This window comes from Mesorhizobium sp. Primo-A, from assembly GCF_003997175.1.
GTDB classification, from domain to species: Bacteria; Pseudomonadota; Alphaproteobacteria; order Rhizobiales; family Rhizobiaceae; genus Mesorhizobium; species Mesorhizobium ciceri.
This window is the reverse complement of sequence record NZ_RZTG01000010.1, coordinates 216,413-234,681: the sequence shown is the minus strand read 5'-3', so window position 1 is coordinate 234,681 and position 18,269 is coordinate 216,413. Positions and strand designations below refer to the sequence as shown.

Genomic DNA, 18,269 nt, shown 5'->3' with positions numbered 1-18,269 from the left:
GGCGATGATGAAACAGCGGCGCAAACCTCAAACGCCTGTGCCGCCCCTCATCCGCCTGCCGGCACGTTCTCCCCGTATAGGGACGGGGCGAAGGAAATTCCTCACCCAACCGTTTCTTAATGTGTCTCCGCTACACCAACGCCTGAAAAAGAAGCGGAAAACGGAGAGAAATCGGGGTGCGCTTTTCCGCGGCCACGACTGCCGGGCGGTTCTTGCCGCAGCGTTGGGCGCTGCGCATGGGGCCGTTGCTTGGCCGCATCGATGCTGTGCTGTTCACCGCCGACGAGCGCGGCGAGGCCAGCCGCATGTCGGTTATCGCCTTCTCGGTCCGCATCGTCAGCGCCGTCATTGCCTTCGTCAGCCAGGTGCTGATGGCACGCTGGATGGGCTCGTTCGAGTACGGCATCTTCGTCCTCGTCTGGGTGACGATGGTCATCGTCGGCAATCTCGCCTGCCTGGGCTTCCACACCTCCGTCATCCGCTACATTCCCGAATACCGCGAGCGCGGCTTGATGGACGAGTTGCGCGGCATCGTGCTGGCCAGCCGTCTGTTCGTGCTGATCGCCTCGACGCTGATTGCCGGGCTCGGCGCGCTCGGCGTCTGGCTGGCGGCACCCTGGATCGAGAGCTACTATGTGATCCCGTTCATCCTCGGCGTCATCTGCCTGCCGATGATCGCCATGTCCGACCTTCTGTCGGGCCTGGCACGCGCCAACAGCTGGGCGCTGTTTGCCCTGTCGCCGACCTATCTGGTGCGGCCGGTGCTGATCCTGCTGTTCATGGCGCTGATGCTGCTGGCGGGCTATGCTCCTGACGCAAAGACCGCGATCTTCGCCTCGATCGCCGCCACCTACGCCACAACGCTCGGCCAGCTTATCGGTGTCACCCAGCGCATGGAACGGCAGATTCCGGCCGGGCCGATGAAGGTCCATTTCGCGCAATGGTTCGTCGTCTCGCTGCCGATCTTCCTGGTCGAGAGCTTCTTCTTCCTGCTGACCAATGCCGACGTGCTGATGGTCGGCGCCTATATGGACCCCAATGACGTCGCCGTCTATTTCGCCACGGTGAAGACCCTGGCGCTGGTGCATTTCGTCTACTTCGCCGTCAAGGCCGGCGTTGCCCAGCGCTACGCCCAGTTCACCCATGGCGACCCGCAAAGGCTCGCCGCCTTTGCCCGCGAGACGGTGTCGTGGACGTTCTGGCCTTCGCTGTTGATGGCGCTGCTGGTGCTGGCGCTCGGCGAGCCGATGCTGGTGCTGTTCGGCCCGGAATTCAGCAGCGGCTATCCCTTGCTGTTCCTGCTCGTCTTCGGCGTCGCGGCGCGCGCCGCCGTCGGCCCCTGCGAAAGCCTGCTGACGATGAGCGGCAACCAGAACATCTGCGCCGCCGTCTATGCCATGACGCTGGCCTTCAACATCGCCCTCAACGTGATGCTGATCCCGATGTTCGGCCTGTGGGGCGCGGCCATGGCCACCGCCTTTGCCATGATCTTCGAAGCCGGCGCGCTGTCCTTCACGGTGTGGCGCAAGCTCGGCATCGTCATGCTTATCTTCGTGCCTGCGAAAGGAGCCGCGTGATGGCTGCCATCCCGTTGCTTGAGGAAACCAGCGGCGGCACCGCCGGCGCCATGGTGTCGGGCCTTGCCGGGCTGACCCGTGACGCCGACCCCGCCCATATCGAGATTCTCGCCAACAACCGGCCCGAGCGCAAGCTCGCCATCTACCCGGCATCCGCCGGTTTCGACCTGGTCGAGGAGCTGGATTATCTCTGCGCCCGCACGGTCGAGCCCAACGTGTTCTTCAACCCGCGTTTCCTTGCGCCCGCCATGCCGCGGCTGGAAGATCGCGAGGTGCGGCTGGCGGTCATCCGCGACGGCGACGAATACCGCAACCGGCTGCGCCTTCTGGTGCCGTTCTCAGTGGAACGGCCGGTGGTGCCGCTCGGCGTGCCGGTGATGCGCACATGGTCGAGCCCGTTCGGTCCGCTCGGCACGCCGCTGGTCGACCGCGACGACCCGGTGGGCGTCGTCGAGGATTTCTTCTCGATGCTGTCGCGCCCGCATCTCAAGCTGCCGAAAGTGTTCGTCCTGCCCGATGTCCGGCTCGATGGCCCGGTGGCGAGCCTGTTTGCCACCGTGGCCGAGACGCGCGGCCTGATGCTGGTCACCACCGGCCAGACCCTGCGCCCGGCGCTGGAGAGCGAGCGCGACGGCGATGATTATCTGAAGGCCTCGCTGCGTTCGCACCATTATCGCGAATTCCGGCGGCTGAAGCGGCGCCTCGGCGACCTCGGCAGGCTGGAGCATGTCGTGGCGCGCGGCCCCGAAGACATCCGCCACGCCATCGAGAACTTCCTGACGCTGGAGGCGGCCGGCTGGAAGGGCCGCGAACGCACCGCCATGGCGATCGACCGTTTCCGCGCCGCCTTCGCCCGCGAAGCCGTGCACCGGCTGGCCGAGCAGGACATGTGCCGCATCCATTCGCTGACGCTCGACGGCCGCACCATTGCCTGCCTGATCGTCTTCGTCGAAGCCGGCATCGCCTACACCTGGAAGACCGCCTATGACGAGACGCTGGCCAGCTATTCGCCGGGCACCTTGCTGATGATCGAGGTGACCGGGCAGCATCTCGACGATCCCAACATCATGATGACCGATTCCTGCGCCGTGCCCGACCATCCGGTGATGAGCCGGCTATGGGCCGAGCGCAAGCCGATGGGCACGCTGGTGATCGGCCTGACGCCGGACGCCGACCGCCTCACCCGCCAGGCCGCCTCGCAACTGCACCTCTACCGCGAAACCCGCAACATGGCCCGCCTGCTGCGCAACCGCATGAAGAGCTTGTTGGGGCGGCGCTGAGAAAAGGCAAGGGTGCGGTTCTGGAAGGATGGCACATTTTCGCTGCAATATTTGACACAGAGGTGGCCGGGACTTTACTTCGATTGCCCAAGAGGCAAGCGCTAAGATCGACTTCCGCTTCAAAAAAACGAGATTTCTTGCAGCAATTTTCCGGTGAAACCCGGCAAGATCTACTCGCATTCTTGTCCTTGATGCACGATAGTCTAGTGATTCGGTCCGCGATGAGAGAAAAATGTCGCTGAATCATGAGGCCAACGGCGCCCGGCACATCAGTGCGAACGACAGCGCCGTTGTCCGAAGGGCCGACGAAGACTTCGAAGAACTGATTCGAAGCATCCGAGCCGCCACGCATCAAGCTTTGCCTCTCTTCGAAGAGGAGCCCGTGACCGGATTGGCCCAGTCAGACACGCTGGCCGCCTCCCTCGGCTCGACTTCGGCCCGGACGGGCTCGAGTCAGGCCCACGCCATGCGCGGCTCCTCGCTCTTGTCCAACGATGACGACTTGGCGTGGTCGCTGGTTGAGGACTATGTGGCCAGGCTCGATGCGCAAACGCACGATGCCGACGCTCCCGATACGGACAAATGGGACTTGCAGGAAGAGGTGGCGAAGCTGCAACGTTTGCAGGATCGCACCTCGAAAGAGCTTGGGCGAAAATCGCGCGAGCTATCGATCGCAAGCAAGACCATCGCCGACCTGGAGGTCCAACTCAACAGGGCACGGCAGACCATTGCGCAGGCGGATAGGCATGCCGGCCAGCGCGCAACACGGTTCCTCGAAGCGAATGTCGAGGTCGAGCGCCTGGGACGGAACCTGGCGCGCGTGTCGGGGCAACTCCGCGACGAGACCATGGCCAGGCAAGCCGCCGAGCAGGCGCGTGAGGACGTTGCATTGCGGCTCGCCAGCTTGCAACAGGCCGCCATGCTGCTTCGTTCCAAGGTCGCGGACTACCAAGTCCACAACGAACGACTGACCGGCAAACTATCTGCGCAGATGCTTGTACAGCAGGACCTGCAAGCGCGGCTGTCCACGGTCGAGCATCAGCGCGGCGTTCTCGGCGATTGCGCCGCCGCCGCGCAGGAACGGGCCGTCGAACTTGAAAAGAGGTTGCGCTTGCTCCAGCGCAGCACCCCCGATCAAAGCGTGGTCCGCGCAACGCCGAGCGCCGGGCAGCGCGCCGAGGACGTGGCCGAGCATCGGCGCCAAACCTCGGAAACCGAGATTGCGAATTTACGCCAGGAGCGCGACGCGGCGCGCCGAGACTGTGGCGCGGTGAAGGTTCAACTCGCCGATCTCCGCTTGCGCGGCATGACCGACGAACTCGCGCATGCCCGTTGCCGCAACGAGAACCGCCAGCTTCACCAAAGGCTGGAAACGCTGACACGCCAGGATCCGCCCAGCGGACCGGCAGCCGATGACAGCGCCGACCTAGAACGGACATTCGACGAATTGCTGGCAGCTGGCGAGATCGGCCCGGCCAATGACGGCGACCCCAGCGTGGCGCGCAAAGCGTGTTGATCGCCTGCTGAGACGTATCGGGAGCCAAAGCGACCGTGACGCCCTTCGTCTATTGAACTTCGAGTGGCCTGCCACCCGAAGCTCGGAGAGCGAAGGGTGGTGCCCCTAGCCGGGATCGAACCAGCACTCCTTGCGGAACTCGATTTTGAGTCGAGCGCGTCTACCAATTCCGCCATAGGGGCTCAGGCCGGGCGGCCTGGATGGCGCGGGACTATACGGTTGGAGGCCTGTTCGTCAACTGGCCAATTCCTCGTCGCCCCGGATGCGACCAAACTGCGCCTTTCGATTTCGTGACGGGGCTGCCATTGTGCAGCGCGGAAAATCTTTCTAGACAGGCGGCGCATCAAAGCGCGGCACGTCTGCGGGGACGGATGGCGTGCGCTGGGTCTTTGTTCTGTGCATGCCGTTACACCCCAACCTGCCTGCGCAATTGAACGACACGCATTAGGAGTGCCGATGCTTCGCGGACTTTACGACTGGACCCTGTCGCTGGCGGCCCGCAAATCCGCCGAATGGTGGCTGGCCTTCATCGCCTTCGTCGAAAGCTCGGTGTTCCTGGTGCCGGCCGACGTGCTCTATCTGCCGATGGCGCTGTCGCGGCCGGATCGCGCCTACCGCTATGCGCTGATCGCCACCGTCGCCTCGGTGCTGGGCGGCATCGCCGGCTGGTTCATCGGCCACTATGCCTATGACGCGGTCGCCAGGCCGATCCTCGAATTCTACGGCAAGTACGACGAGTTCGAGCAACTGCGCGCGGGCGCCGGCGTCGGCTTCATCGTCCTGATGCTGATCACGTCGGGTGCCGCCCACCTGCCGCCGATCAAGGTGGTGACGATCCTGTCCGGTGTCATCGGCGTCAATTTGCTGCTGTTCATCGTGCTGGCGATCGTGGCCCGCGGCGCCCGCTTCCTGCTGCTCGCCTGGCTGCTGCGCCGCTATGGCGAACCGATCCGCGAATTCATCGAAAAGCGCCTCGGCCTGATCGCCGGCGCCGGCGCGGTTGCCCTGATTTTGCTCTATATCCTGGTCAAATACGCGTTCTGAACAGAACCATTGCAAGCCGGACGGACCGATTGAAATGACAGCGACCATGAATGCCGACACCGGACGCCAGCGCACGCTGACCGCCTTGTTCCTCGCCGTCGCCATGGCCGCCACCGTTGGCTCGGCGCTCGGCTTCCAGTATCTCGGCGGCTATATCCCCTGCCACCTCTGCCTCGAACAGCGCACGCCCTACTATATCGGCGTCCCGCTGATGGTGCTGGCGGTGATTGCGTCGATGCTGCACGCACCCAGCTGGCTGACGCGCGGCCTGCTGGCCGTCGGCGGCATCCTGATGCTCTACGGCCTCTATCTCGGCGTCTACCACTCCGGCGTCGAATGGCAGTGGTGGGCCGGCCCGACCGATTGTACCGCAGGCGCCGGACCGGTCGACACCGGCGGCAAGGGCGTGCTCGACGCGCTCGACAAATTCGTGCCGCCGTCCTGCGACAAGGCCGCTTTGCGCATCCTCGGCCTGTCGCTGGCCGGCTGGAACGCCATCGCCAGCCTGATCCTCGCCGCCGTCGCCTTCCGAGCCGCTTTCGCCCGCGACTAAACCAATTCGATTGAACGGCGCGACGCAGAGTTCGAGCAAAAATTCGCCAGGCTGAGTCGGATGGCGCGGCTTTCGAGAACCGGAGCGGAGCGTACTGAAGTACGTGAGCACCGGAAGCGCAGAAAGCTGCGTCAGGCGGCCAGCATGGCGGATTTGTGCCGAACTCTATGGTTCGAGTTCGACATCCCAGTAGAGATAATCCATCCAGCTCTCATGCAGATGGTTGGGCGGGAACAGGCGGCCATTGTTGTGCAGATCGTGCACCGTCGGCTGGAAAGGCTTCTGCAACGGCCACATCTTGGCATGCGCCGGCATCATGCCGCCCTTCCTCAAATTGCACGGCGAACAGGCGGCAACGACATTCTCCCACGTCGTCGCGCCGCCGCGATGGCGGGGGATGACGTGATCGAAGGTCAGGTCCTCCGGCGTGCCGCAATACTGGCACTGGAAGCGATCGCGCAGGAAGACGTTGAAGCGGGTGAAGGCCGGGTGCCTGGAGGGCTTCACATAGGCCTTAAGACTGACAACGCTCGGCAGCTTCATCGAGAAGGTCGGCGAGGAGACGGCGTGCTCGTATTCGGCGACGATGTTCACCCGGTCGAGGAACACCGCCTTGATAGCGTCCTGCCACGACCAGAGCGACAAGGGGTAATAGCTGAGCGGACGGTAATCCGCATTCAGCACCAGTGCTGGAAGCCCATCCGGAGATACGGCAACCGTCACGTGTTCACCTCCTTGGTTCTAGACCCGAACGGCACGGATACTGTAAGCCCGACATGACAGGGATGTGAAGCGGATTGTCGCGTCGCTGAAGCGCCAAAAATGCATGATTTTTATGATTTTTCGCGGATTCAGGCCGGCGGCGCGGCGTCCCGCCCTCTGGTTTCACGATAATAGGACCAGAAAAGCCGCGATGCGACACCTCGCCACGGGCTCCATGATTCGGCCAATGCGATCAGCGTTTTCTCCGGCGGACGCGGCTCGATGCCGAGCGCGTGGCCGACCGCGCTCTGCAGCGCGACATCACGCGCGGGGAAAATGTCGGGGTGCCCGGCGGCGAATAAGAGGTACACTTCCGCCGTCCACGGGCCGATGCCGGACACCGCCGTCATCGTCGTGATCGCCTCCTCGGCATCGAGCGAACAGAGGTGATGCAGGTCGAGGCCGTCGACCACGGCCTGGGCAATTGCGATCAGGCCGCGCTGCTTCGGCCGCGACAGGCCGGCCTCGCGAAACATGTCCTCGCCGGCGGCCAGGATCGCCTGCGGCGTCAGCGGATCGACGAGCTTGGTCAGCCGGCCGAAGATCGCATCGGCGCTGGCGCGGGACACTTGCTGCGAGACGACGATCGACGCCAGGCTTCGAAACCCCGGTTCGGACAGCCGCAGCGGCACTTCGCCGGCCATGCCGCGCACCTTTTCCAGGCGCGGGTCGATCACGCAAAGCGCATCGAGCCCCCGGGCAATGTCGTCTGATGTCGCGATACGCTGCATGCTTTCTTGTTCCTGAACCGGCAGCACGGTAGCAATTGGCAAAACCGCCGCACAACCCGATTGCCGCCGCAGAGATGACACTCCTGACATTCCGCTTCGCGCCCAGCCCCAATGGCGACCTGCATCTCGGCCACGCCTATTCGGCGCTGCTCAACCAGAAGCTGGCGGCACGGGCGGACGGCCGCCTGCTGCTGCGCATCGAGGATATCGACACGACGCGCTGCACGCCGCAATTCGAGGCCGGCGTGCTTGCCGACCTGAAATGGCTGGGGCTTGGCTGGGAAGAGCCGGTGCGCCGCCAATCCGAGCATTTCGCCGAATACCAGGCGGTGCTCGAGCGGCTGGTCCGGGAGGAACTCGTCTATCCCGCCTTCATGAGCCGTGGCGAGATCCGCGCCTTCATCACCGACAGTGAAAAGCGTGGGCGCGACTGGCCGCGCGATCCCGATGGCGTGCCGCTCTACCCCGCCGCTGACAAGGCGCTGCCAGTCAAGGAACGCCAGCGGCGGATCGCCGGGAATGCGCCCTTCGCCTGGCGGCTGGATGTCGATGCCGCCTTGGCGCGTGTCGGCAAGGACCTGTCTTGGACCGAATTCGCCGACGAGACGCTTTCCGCGACACGCTCGATCGAAGCCCGTCCGCAGGACTGGGGCGACGTGATCGTGGCGCGCCGCGATATCCCGACCAGCTACCACCTCGCCGTCGTCATGGACGATGCCCTGCAAGGTGTCAGCCACGTCGTGCGCGGACAAGATCTGTTTTCCGCCACCGGCGTGCAGCGCCTGCTGCAGCAACTCCTGGGACTGCCGCAACCCGCCTATTTCCATCATCGCCTCATCCTCGGGCCCGACGGGCGAAAACTGTCGAAGAGCCTGGGCGATACCGGCCTTGCCGCCTTGCGCCATGCCGGCGCATCGCCTGACGACATCAGGCGAATGGTCGGGCTTTGAGCCCGGTGAGACCAAGAAGCCACCCCAGATGGGCCGGCGTTGAATTCCGGTGATCTATGGATCAACCGTTTCGCTTTGCGCGCCGGGGTGAACGGGATTAGAGCATCGCCACGGCAATTCTCTCCAGTGCGGCGGACTCCGGAACATGCACAGCATCAAGCGGTTCATTCCCGCCACCTTCGTCGTTCTGTGGGCGACCGGCTTCATTGGCGCGCGCTACGCCATGCCATGGGCGGAGCCGTTCACCTTCCTCGCCGCGCGGTTCGTCATCGCCGCCATCCTGCTGGCCGTCCTGATGCTTGTATTGGGTTCGAAAAAAGCCACCCGCGAGGAGGCGCTGCATGCCACCGGCGCGGGCATCCTGATGCATGGCGTCTATCTCGGCGCTGTGTTCTGGGCCATCCACAGGGGCATGCCGGCCGGCTTTTCGGCCCTCATCGTCGGCCTGCAGCCGCTGATCACGGCGGTGCTGGCCGGCAAATTCCTCGGCGAGGCGATCCTGCCGCGTCACTGGCTTGGCCTTGGCATCGGCCTCATCGGTATCGTCATCGTGCTGTGGCCGAAGCTCGGCGCGCTCGGCGGCGGCGTGACCGCGGCGACATTGACAGCCTCGCTGGTTTCGGTGCTCGGCATGAGCGCCGGCACCATCTGGCAGAAGCGCTTTGCCTCCGGCGGCGACCTCGTCGCGGCGACCATGTGGCAATATGTCGGCGGTGGCTCGCTGATGCTCGTCGCCTCCCTCGCCTTCGAAACCCACACGGTCGTCATCAATGGCGAACTCATCTTCGCCATGGCCTGGCTGGTGCTGGTGCTGTCGCTCGGCGCCATCTTCCTGCTGATGGTGATGATCCGCGACGGCGAGATGTCGAAGGTCGCCTCGCTGTTCTACCTGGTGCCGGCGGTGACGGCGATCATCGCCTGGGCCCTGTTCGACGAGCAGCTCAACGCACTTCAGATTGCCGGCATGGCGATCACGACATTCGGCGTCGGCCTGGCAACGGCGCGGCAGGCCAAGGGAAGAACTGTGGAATTGAGGAATTGAGGAATTGAGGAATTGAGGAATTGAGGAAGAAGCACAGACAGCGCCGGATATGGCCCGCTTTTTCTCCAATTCTTCAGTTCTTCAATTCCTCAATTCGCCCTGTCATCCCACCCGCGCACGCGCCTCCAGATAGCGGCTGATCGCGGCATTGAGCTCGCCGCCGAGGATGAAGATCGCCGACACCATGTAGAGGAAGACCACGGCGATCATGATCGAGGCCAGGCCGGCATAGGTCGTCACATAGGACGAGAAGTGGTCGAGATAGGTGGCGAAGATGGTCGAACCGATAAGCCATGCCGCCAGCGTGAAGACGATGCCCGGCACCAGCGACACGAAGCGGCGCTTGCCCGCCGGCAGCCAGAAATGGACGGCAAACAATCCGCCGACAATGACCGCCGAAGCGATGACGTAACGCCATAGCGTAATGGTGCCCATATAGGGCTTGATCCAGTCGATATGGGCTTCGGCGAGCCGCGCCAGCAGCGGCGCGAACACCAGGAGCACGCTGATCGCCAGGAAACCGGCCGTGGCGATGAGCACGAAGATGATGCTCTGCACCCGGCGGTAGATGATGCCGCGCGTTTCCGAGACGCGGTAGGCGCGGTTGAGCGACGTGCGCAGCGCCTCGATGCCGTTCGAGGCAAAATAGGCCGCAAGCACCACACCATAGGTCAAAAGGTCGGTGCGCCTGACGGTCAGCACATTGAGCACTTCGCGCGCGATCGGCTTGGCGATCTGTTCGGGCCAGGTGTCGAAGACCAGATGCACGGCCGTGTCGGAGAACGCCTGCGCGCCGAGGAAGCTCGCCAGCGTCGTCGCGAAGATCAGGAACGGGAACAGCGCCATCAGCGAGGTGATCGCCAGATGGCTGGCCATCGCCCAGCCGTCATCGGTGTTGAAATGGCCAAGTGCGTCGTAGAGGACCCGCTTGAGGGCTACGATCTTCCGCAACAAGAACCGCGCCCTCCAATTGTCTCCACGCCGGGAATATGGGAAGGGATTGCGGCAAATGGCAACCCTTGGCGAAACCACGAACAGTCCGGCGCAGAAGTTGCGCTCGATTATCATCACCGGTGCGTCTTCGGGAATAGGCGCGTACTGCGCCCGCGCGTTGAAGGCGGAGGGCTGGCGGGTGTTCGCAACGGCGCGCAAGCCGCAGGACATCGCCGCGCTCGAGGCCGACGGCATCGAGGCCTTCTATCTCGATTATTGCGAGCCGGACTCCATCGCCGCGCTGGTGACGGCGGTGCTCGACCGCACCGGCGGCCGGCTCGACGCCCTGTTCAACAACGGCGCCTATGCGCAGCCGGGCGCCGTCGAGGATCTGCCCGTTGCCGCGCTCAAGCAGCAGTTCGAGGCGAATTTCTTCGGCTGGCATGATTTGACCCGCCGGCTGGTGCCGGTGATGCGCCGCCAGGGTCAGGGCCGCATCGTCCACTGCTCGTCGATCCTTGGCCTCGTGCCGGTGCGCTTTCGCGGCGCCTATTCGGCGTCGAAGCACGCACTGGAGGCCTTGATGCTCTGCCAGCGCCAGGAACTGGCCGGCAGCGGCGTCCACGTTTCGCTGATCGAGCCGGGGCCGGTGAAGTCGAAGATCGCCAGCAATGGCCTCATTTGGTTTCTCAGCAACATCGACCACGAGAATTCCGTGCACCGCGTGGACTATGCGGCGCAACTCGAGCGACTGCGGGCCGGCGGCAGCCAATCGGCCTTGAAGCCAGGGCCGGAAGTGGTTCATGCGGCGCTGCGCCATGCACTTCTGTCGCGGCGCCCACGCCCGCACTATGTGGTAACAGTGCCCGCCAGGATCGGCGCGGTGCTCAGACGCATCCTGCCGGCATCGATGCTTTACCGCCTGATGGCCAAACGCGCCTGAACGCCAACCAACTGGAACGAAGCAATGGCAACCGTCTTCAACATTCTCGCCATTCTGGTCATGGTCGCCGTTGCGGTCGTGCTTGTTCGCGGCCTCATCAACATGATGCGCGGCGGCTCCGGCGTCACCTCGAACAAGCTGATGCAGGCGCGAGTCATGCTGCAGGCCGTGGCGCTGGTGCTGATCCTGCTGGCGGTGTATTTCACCCGCAAGTGAGGATGCCGGCGGCCGGGGAGGCGAAATGGTCAAGCTCAACAAGATCTACACCCGCACCGGCGATGATGGCACCACGGGTCTCGGCACCGGCGAGAGGCGGCTGAAATCCGATCTGCGGGTAGAGGCCTACGGCACGGTCGACGAGGCCAATGCCTGCATCGGCATCGCCAGGGTCCACACGGCCGCGGCCCATCCCGCGATCGACGCCATGCTTTCCCGCATCCAGAACGATCTGTTCGATCTCGGCGCCGATCTCGCCGTACCCGACGACGGCAAGCCGCTCGGCTATGAGCCGCTTCGCATCGTCGCCGTGCAGACCGACCGGGTCGAAAAGGACATCGACCTTCTCAACAAGGAGCTTCAGCCGCTCAAATCCTTCGTGCTCAATGGCGGCACAGCGGCGGCGGCGGCACTTCACCTTGCCCGCACCGTGGCAAGGCGAGCCGAAAGGCTGATGGTCGCACTGGCCCAGGACCCGAACGAGCACGTCAACCGCGACGGTCTGAAATACATCAACCGCGTCTCGGATTTCCTGTTTGTCGCCGCCCGGGCGGTCAATGACAACGGAAACGCCGACGTGCTATGGGTTCCCGGCAAGAACCGCTGATTGTCGAAAGCGGAAGAGGGCCTGGGGCATGTTCATCCCGCTTTACGACACCAACAGGCTGCGCCACATCCGCCTGCAATATGTGACCATCGGGCTGATCGTGGCCAACGCCCTGGTCTACCTCGCCACCGCGCTCGGCGGCGAGAGTTTCTCCAATGCCGCCGTGCTTGGTCTCGGCTTCATCCCGTCGGTCGTCCATGACACCGCCGAGCTCGATCCCCGTTTTATCGTCATCCCCGAAAGCCTGAGCTACCTCACCTATTCCTTCCTGCATGCCGACATCTTCCACCTCGGCGGCAACATGCTGTTCCTGTGGGTGTTCGGCGACAATGTCGAGGACGCGCTCGGTCACATCCGCTACCTCATCTTCTACCTGTTGTGCGCGATCGCCGGCGCCGCCTTCCAGGGCCTCGTCGCCTGGGACTCGCAGGTGCCGCTGATCGGTGCCTCGGGCGCCATCGCCGGCGTGGTCGTCGCCTATCTGATCCTTTATCCCAGGGTGAAGGTCTGGGTGTTGGCCTTCGCCCGCATCCCGCTGCGCATTCCGGCCTTCATCCCGCTCATCCTGTGGGTCCTCTTCCAGGTGGTGATGTTTGCCGCCGGCGGCGAGGATCAGATCTCCTGGGCCTGCCATATCGGCGGCATCATCGCCGGCGCCGTTCTGGTGCTTGTCTTGCGTAGCCGCGGCGTGCCGCTGTTTGCCGGCGCCGACGAAGACGTCGCGCCCGCCGCGCCCGACCAGCCGCCGGTTGCCACGGAACCGCTGATCCCCGATCAACCCGCCGCGACACCGCGCTGGGGACGCGGAAACGCTTCCAGTTCGGACTGAACCGATTTGAGCCACTTGCAGCGTATTGACGTGCAGGGTTGCCGCAACTACGGAAACGTCTCCGCCGCAACCTAAGGCGGGCAAAGACCAGAATTTCCATCCGGCCAGAATTTCCACCTGGAATGTCGGCTTTCGACAACTCAGAACGGGTGCAGGCTGTTATAGCGCGCCCAATTAGCGTGAAGAGGTGACAGGCAAATGAAGATCCTTGTGCCCGTGAAGCGGGTTGTGGATGCGAACGTCAAGGTTCGCGTGAAGGCTGATGGTTCGGCGGTGGAGCTCGCCAACGTCAAGATGGCGATGAACCCGTTCGACGAGATCGCGGTTGAAGAAGCGATCCGGCTGAAGGAAGCTGGCAAGGCGGAAGAAATCATCGTCGTCTCGATCGGCCCGCAGCAGGCGCAGGAAACCCTGCGCACGGCGCTCGCCATGGGCGCCGACCGCGCCATCCTGGTCAAGACCGACGAACAGACCGAGCCGCTCGGCGTCGCCAAGGTGCTGAAGGGCGTCGTCGACGCCGAGCAGCCCGGCCTCGTCATCCTCGGCAAGCAGGCGATCGACGACGATTCCAACCAGACCGGCCAGATGCTGGCGGCACTGTTGGGCTGGGCGCAGGGCACCTTCGCCTCCAAGATCGTGCTCGACGGCGACAAGGCCAAGGTGACGCGGGAAGTCGATGGCGGCCTGCAGACGGTGGAACTGAAGATGCCGGTGATCGTCACCGCCGACCTTCGCCTCAACCAGCCGCGCTATGCCTCGCTGCCCAACATCATGAAGGCCAAGAAGAAACAGCTCGACGAGAAGAGCCCGGCCGACTACGGCGCCGACGTCAAGCCGCGGCTGAAGGTCATCAAGACCGAAGAGCCGAGCGGCCGCAAGGCAGGCGTCAAGGTCAAGAGCGTCGCTGAGCTGGTCGACAAGCTGAAGAACGAAGCCGGCGTGCTGTAAGGAAATCCGATGAGGCCGGCCTGCAAACGGCTGGCTTCTCCGCTTCCGGTGCTCACGTACAGAAGTACGCTCCGCTCCGGTTCTCGAAACCAACCGTTTTCGACTCGGCCTGACCGGATTTCAGGGAGCCGCGAAGACGAAAGTCAGGAATATCATCAATGGCTATTCTTCTGATTGCAGAACACGACAACGCAACCCTTTCCGACCAGACCGCCAAGGCGCTGTCGGCCGCGCTGCAGATCGGCTCGGACGTGCATGTGCTGGTTGCCGGCAAGGGCGCCAAGCCGGCAGCCGACGCTGCCGCCAAGCTGAAGGGCGTGAGCAAGGTGCTGTTGGCCGAGGCCGACGAGCTTGCCGAGCGCCTGGCCGAACCGACGGCAGCGCTCATTGTGTCGCTGGCGGGCGCCTACGACACCATCATCGCGCCGGCGACCTCGTCGGGCAAGAATGTCGCGCCGCGCGTGGCTGCGCTCCTCGATGTCGCGCAGGTGTCCGAGATCATCGAAGTCGTATCGCCCGACACCTTCAAGCGGCCGATCTATGCCGGCAACGCCATCCAGACGGTGCAGTCGAGCGACGCCAAGAAGGTGATCACCGTGCGCACCGCCTCCTTCCAGGCAGCCCCCGAGGGCGGCTCGGCAGCCGTCGAGACCGTTAAGGCCGCGGCGAATCCGGGCCTCTCCACCTTCATCGAGAACAAGCTTTCCGAGACCGACCGTCCGGAGCTGACCTCGGCCAAGATCATCATCTCGGGCGGCCGCGCGCTGGGCTCCTCGGAGAAATTCCAGGAGGTCATCCTGCCGGTTGCCGACAAGCTCGGCGCCGCGGTCGGCGCTTCCCGCGCCGCCGTCGATGCCGGCTATGCGCCGAACGATTGGCAGGTCGGCCAGACCGGCAAGGTGGTTGCCCCCGATCTCTACATCGCGGTCGGCATCTCCGGCGCCATCCAGCACCTTGCCGGCATGAAGGATTCCAAGGTCATCGTCGCCATCAACAAGGACGAGGAGGCGCCGATTTTCCAGGTTGCCGACTACGGCCTCGTCGGCGACCTGTTCGTCATCCTGCCGGAACTGCAAAAGGCGCTTTGACGCTTTCTGCCAAAGCGTATTAAATGGTGAGGGTGGGGTAGACGAAGTCGCCCCGCCCTTTTAGTTTGCACCGCACAAAAAGCAGGCCGCAAAGGCTGAAAGCAATCCAGCAAAAGTGCGCAGCGGTTTTGCGTCCGGGATTGCGGTAAAATAAAAGGTGGAGCGCTTTCGCAGTTCAAGCGGAAGGGTTCAGGACGGGATCGGTGTAATGAGCAAGATCGAGACGATCGGCATCATCGGCGCGGGCCAGATGGGTGGCGGCATCGCCCATGTCTCCGCGCTTTCAGGCTACAAGGTATTGATCTACGATATCTCGCCCGACCGCATCGAGAAGGGCATCGCCACGATCAGCGGCAACATGGCCCGCCAGGTGGGGTCCGGCAAGCTCGACGAGAAGGTGCGCAACGATGCGATGGGCCGCATTTCGGCCGCGCCCGCGATGGCCGATCTTGCGGGTGCTGACCTGGTGATCGAGGCGGCGACCGAGGACGAGACGGTCAAGCGCAAGATCTACGCCCAGCTTTGTCCGCAGCTCAATCCCGAAGCCATCCTGGCGACCAACACCTCGTCGATCTCGATCACGCGGCTTGCCGCGCAGACCGACCGGCCCGAGCGGTTCATCGGCATACATTTCATGAACCCGGTGCCGCTGATGAAGCTGGTCGAACTGGTGCGCGGCATCGCCACCGAGGACCAGACCTTCGAGGCAGCCAAGACCTATGTGAAGCAGCTCGACAAGACGATCACGGTCTCGGAGGATTTTCCTGCTTTCATCGTCAACCGCATCCTGCTGCCGATGATCAACGAGGCGATCTACACGCTCTATGAGGGTGTCGGCTCGGTCGACGCCATCGACACCGCGATGCGGCTCGGCGCCAACCATCCGATGGGGCCGCTGCAGCTGGCTGACTTCATCGGGCTCGATACCTGCCTGTCGATCATGCAGGTGCTGCATGACGGCCTGTCGGACTCCAAGTACCGCCCTTGCCCGCTCCTGGTGAAATATGTCGAGGCCGGCTGGCTCGGCCGCAAGACCGGGCGCGGCTTCTACGACTATCGCGGCGAGCATCCCGTCCCGACGCGCTGAGCGGATCGTCGGCGCAAATCAGGGACAAGCCTTTCGGTTCAGCGGCGACGGGTCTATCAGGAGGCCACCGCCAGTGGCTCTGTCCGGCCATCCACGATCTGTGCGTCGGGCGCCACGGAGACACAGCCACGGCCCGCCGCCTTGGCGGCATAGCAAGCCGCATCGGCCCTGGCGATGATCTCGTCGACCTCGCCACAATTGGCATTGATCGCAGCCAACCCGATGCTGGCGCCGATCACGTGAGGACGGCCGTCCCAGGTGAAGTCTAGCCCGCCGATCGCATCGATGATGGAGCGCGCCGCGATCTTGGCGCCGGCTGCCGAACCCGATTTCAAAACGACCGCGAATTCGTCGCCGCCGAGGCGAGCGACGATGTCGTCTGGACCAAGCACGCCGCGAATAGCCACGGCAACCCGCTTCAGCAGCGCGTCTCCCGCCGCGTGGCCACCCGTGTCGTTGACCAGTTTGAAGTGGTCGAGGTCGATGAACATGAACTGATGTCCGGCGCCTCCGACCGACCTTGTCGTGTCGCCGACCAACCTTGTCGTGTCGGCGGTGCCGTCCTTGCGCGCCTGGTCGACGAGGTCCTCCATGGCGCGGATGAAGCTGGAGCGGTTGGCAAGGCCGGTCAGCGCATCGTGTGCCGCGGCGTGGGCGAGCTGGCGCTGCAGCGCGCGCGCATCGGTAAAGTCCTGGAAGACGATGACCAGCCCGCAGAATTCGTTGCGGTCGTTGACGATCGGCGACACCACCTGGCGGATGCTGCAGCGCGTGTCGTCGCGCCGGATGAGGACGGCGCGGCTGTTCTGGTCGGCGGGCGCATGAACGCCAACCGCGGGCCGGGTCACGCCGATCCTGTGCCCCGTCTCCTCGTCGACCGCCCAGTAGACATGGCCAAGCATCTTGCCGAGAGCCTCGCCGCCGGCAATCCCGGTCAGCTTTTCGGCGACCGGGTTCATGAAGGTGATCCGGTTTGCGGCATCGGTGCAGATGACGGCATCGCCGATCGATTGCAGCGTCACCCTCAGCCGCTCCTTTTCATCGGCAAGCATTGCCGCCGACACGGTGAGGCGCTCTTCGGCCTCCTTGCGGCGGGTGATGTCGGTCAAGCTGCCGATGGCCCTGATCAGCCGTCCATCCTCATCACGTTCGATGGCCTTGCCGCGGTCGAGGATCCACACCCAGTGGCCATCCTTGTGGCGCATCCTGAACTCGGCCTCAAAGAACGGTGTCTTGCCCTCGAGATGAGCGCGATCCGCTTCGGCGACAGTCTCGCGATCATCAGGATGGATCATCGTCAGCCAGCGGTCGGTGTCGCCATCGAGCTCGCCATCCGCATAGCCCAGCATCTTGACCCAGGTCGAGGAATAGGTCGTGCCGCCCTTGCGCATGTCGAGGTCCCAGACGCCCTGGCCGGCGCCGGCGAGCGCGAAATTCCAACGCGTTTCCGCTTCGGCAATGCGCGCCTCGGCCTGCTTGCGAGCGTCGATGTTCTCGATTTGCGAGACGAGATAGAGCGGGCGGCCGCTGGTCTCATCGCGAATGACCGAACCGGCAAGATGGGCCCAGACGGGCGTTCCGTCCTTGCGGAGATAGCGCTTCTCGAAATGGAAGGAATTGACCGTGCCCGCCTTCAGATCGTCCATCGTCTCCCGCCCGATCTGCTGGTCGTCGGGATGCGTGATCTGGAAGAAAGTCAGCGTCTCGATCTCTTCGCTTGTGTAGCCAAGCATGGCCGCGAAGGCCGGATTGGTCTGGCGGATGCGCCCATCGAGACCGACAACGACGATACCGATCGCTGAATCCTCCATGGCGCGGCGGAAGCGCAGCTCGCTCTCGGCGATCTGTTGGCGATCCATGCTGATCCTGCGGGTGGACAGGGCGGCGAGGAACAGCGCGCCCGCCGCCACTGCCATCGCGATCTGCAGGCAGAGTTTCAAGGCTTCGGTGCCCAGGTCCAGGCGCGACAGCAGGATCGAGGCCGCCAGCACGCCCAGGCCGGCGACGAGCAACGCCAGCCCTGCACGCCCAAGAGATTCTCGGCTGGTCAATCCTCGCCGCATCACGATACGTGCCACCCCCGTGCGCAAACGCATGTTCTCGCCTCAACCTTGGCGGATCGATTTTAAGGAAAGGTTGCGTCAGGCATTCCGGTGCCATCGC

General features: G+C 64.0%; 18 protein-coding genes and 1 tRNA gene. 14 read left to right on the top strand and 5 right to left on the bottom strand.

Features of this window, described 5'->3' with window-relative positions; translation table 11 throughout:
• Nucleotides 1–176 precede the first annotated feature (176 nt).
• From EOC83_RS20075 to EOC83_RS20065, 3 genes are all read left to right on the top strand, one after another.
• Entirely contained in the window at nt 177–1,577 is a 1,401-nt protein-coding gene (locus EOC83_RS20075) for a lipopolysaccharide biosynthesis protein (RefSeq protein ID WP_063169078.1), read from the top strand.
• Nucleotides 1,577–2,857, top strand: a complete 1,281-nt coding sequence (locus EOC83_RS20070) for a GNAT family N-acetyltransferase (RefSeq protein WP_063169079.1) — start codon at nt 1,577–1,579, stop codon at nt 2,855–2,857. Before EOC83_RS20075 ends, EOC83_RS20070 begins: the two co-directional genes overlap by 1 nt.
• 232 nt (nt 2,858–3,089) lie before the next feature.
• The gene (locus EOC83_RS20065) at nt 3,090–4,373 is read left to right on the top strand and encodes a hypothetical protein (protein ID WP_063169080.1); all 1,284 of its coding nucleotides are present in this window, start codon (nt 3,090–3,092) and stop codon (nt 4,371–4,373) included.
• Nucleotides 4,374–4,470: 97 nt separating this feature from the next.
• Here the strand turns inward: EOC83_RS20065 and EOC83_RS20060 are convergent.
• A tRNA-Leu gene (locus tag EOC83_RS20060) sits at nt 4,471–4,555 on the bottom strand.
• Between the two features lie 274 nt (nt 4,556–4,829).
• Between EOC83_RS20060 and EOC83_RS20055 the strand changes: the two genes are divergently transcribed.
• A complete protein-coding gene (locus EOC83_RS20055; protein ID WP_013529435.1) occupies nt 4,830–5,417 on the top strand; it encodes a YqaA family protein in 588 nt (195 codons plus the stop codon).
• 34 nt (nt 5,418–5,451) lie between these two features.
• Nucleotides 5,452–5,970 (top strand): disulfide bond formation protein B, encoded by a 519-nt coding sequence (locus EOC83_RS20050; protein WP_063169081.1) that lies wholly within the window; start codon nt 5,452–5,454, stop codon nt 5,968–5,970.
• A 165-nt stretch (nt 5,971–6,135) separates the two neighbouring features.
• Here the strand turns inward: EOC83_RS20050 and EOC83_RS20045 are convergent, their stop codons facing one another.
• Together EOC83_RS20045 and EOC83_RS20040 are read right to left on the bottom strand one after the other, a co-directional pair.
• Nucleotides 6,136–6,693: an HNH endonuclease gene (locus tag EOC83_RS20045; RefSeq protein ID WP_006328497.1), complete on the bottom strand. Its 558-nt coding sequence runs from the start codon at nt 6,691–6,693 to the stop codon at nt 6,136–6,138.
• A 128-nt stretch (nt 6,694–6,821) separates the two neighbouring features.
• The gene (locus tag EOC83_RS20040) at nt 6,822–7,463 is read right to left on the bottom strand and encodes a DNA-3-methyladenine glycosylase (RefSeq protein WP_013529433.1); all 642 of its coding nucleotides are present in this window, start codon (nt 7,461–7,463) and stop codon (nt 6,822–6,824) included.
• Between the two features lie 74 nt (nt 7,464–7,537).
• On the opposite strand from EOC83_RS20040, the gene gluQRS reads away from it, so the two are divergent.
• Complete coding sequence (gene gluQRS, locus EOC83_RS20035; RefSeq protein ID WP_063169082.1) at nt 7,538–8,413, top strand: tRNA glutamyl-Q(34) synthetase GluQRS; 876 nt, start codon at nt 7,538–7,540, stop codon at nt 8,411–8,413.
• 145 nt (nt 8,414–8,558) lie between these two features.
• On the top strand, nt 8,559–9,455 hold the full coding sequence (locus EOC83_RS20030) for a DMT family transporter (RefSeq protein WP_063169083.1): 897 nt from the start codon (nt 8,559–8,561) through the stop codon (nt 9,453–9,455).
• A gap of 102 nt (nt 9,456–9,557) precedes the next feature.
• Here EOC83_RS20030 and EOC83_RS20025 read toward each other — a convergent pair whose 3' ends face one another.
• Nucleotides 9,558–10,409 (bottom strand): YihY/virulence factor BrkB family protein, encoded by an 852-nt coding sequence (locus EOC83_RS20025; protein ID WP_013529430.1) that lies wholly within the window; start codon nt 10,407–10,409, stop codon nt 9,558–9,560.
• Nucleotides 10,410–10,464: 55 nt separating this feature from the next.
• Between EOC83_RS20025 and EOC83_RS20020 the strand changes: the two genes are divergently transcribed.
• From EOC83_RS20020 to EOC83_RS19990, 7 genes are all read left to right on the top strand, one after another.
• Complete coding sequence (locus tag EOC83_RS20020; RefSeq protein ID WP_013529429.1) at nt 10,465–11,331, top strand: SDR family oxidoreductase; 867 nt, start codon at nt 10,465–10,467, stop codon at nt 11,329–11,331.
• Between the two features lie 24 nt (nt 11,332–11,355).
• On the top strand, nt 11,356–11,547 hold the full coding sequence (locus tag EOC83_RS20015; protein WP_013529428.1) for a twin transmembrane helix small protein: 192 nt from the start codon (nt 11,356–11,358) through the stop codon (nt 11,545–11,547).
• A 25-nt stretch (nt 11,548–11,572) separates the two neighbouring features.
• Nucleotides 11,573–12,154 (top strand): cob(I)yrinic acid a,c-diamide adenosyltransferase, encoded by a 582-nt coding sequence (locus tag EOC83_RS20010; RefSeq protein WP_013529427.1) that lies wholly within the window; start codon nt 11,573–11,575, stop codon nt 12,152–12,154.
• Nucleotides 12,155–12,182: 28 nt separating this feature from the next.
• Nucleotides 12,183–12,983, top strand: coding sequence for a rhomboid family intramembrane serine protease (locus EOC83_RS20005; protein ID WP_027163501.1), 801 nt, complete (start codon nt 12,183–12,185; stop codon nt 12,981–12,983).
• Nucleotides 12,984–13,181: 198 nt separating this feature from the next.
• Nucleotides 13,182–13,931 (top strand): electron transfer flavoprotein subunit beta/FixA family protein, encoded by a 750-nt coding sequence (locus tag EOC83_RS20000; RefSeq protein WP_013529425.1) that lies wholly within the window; start codon nt 13,182–13,184, stop codon nt 13,929–13,931.
• Nucleotides 13,932–14,089: 158 nt separating this feature from the next.
• On the top strand, nt 14,090–15,019 hold the full coding sequence (locus tag EOC83_RS19995; RefSeq protein WP_024503779.1) for an electron transfer flavoprotein subunit alpha/FixB family protein: 930 nt from the start codon (nt 14,090–14,092) through the stop codon (nt 15,017–15,019).
• A gap of 208 nt (nt 15,020–15,227) precedes the next feature.
• Nucleotides 15,228–16,106 (top strand): 3-hydroxybutyryl-CoA dehydrogenase, encoded by an 879-nt coding sequence (locus tag EOC83_RS19990; RefSeq protein WP_013529423.1) that lies wholly within the window; start codon nt 15,228–15,230, stop codon nt 16,104–16,106.
• A gap of 56 nt (nt 16,107–16,162) precedes the next feature.
• Here EOC83_RS19990 and EOC83_RS19985 read toward each other — a convergent pair whose 3' ends face one another.
• Nucleotides 16,163–18,202 (bottom strand): PAS domain S-box protein, encoded by a 2,040-nt coding sequence (locus EOC83_RS19985; protein WP_082826552.1) that lies wholly within the window; start codon nt 18,200–18,202, stop codon nt 16,163–16,165.
• Between the last annotated feature and the right edge of the window lie 67 nt (nt 18,203–18,269).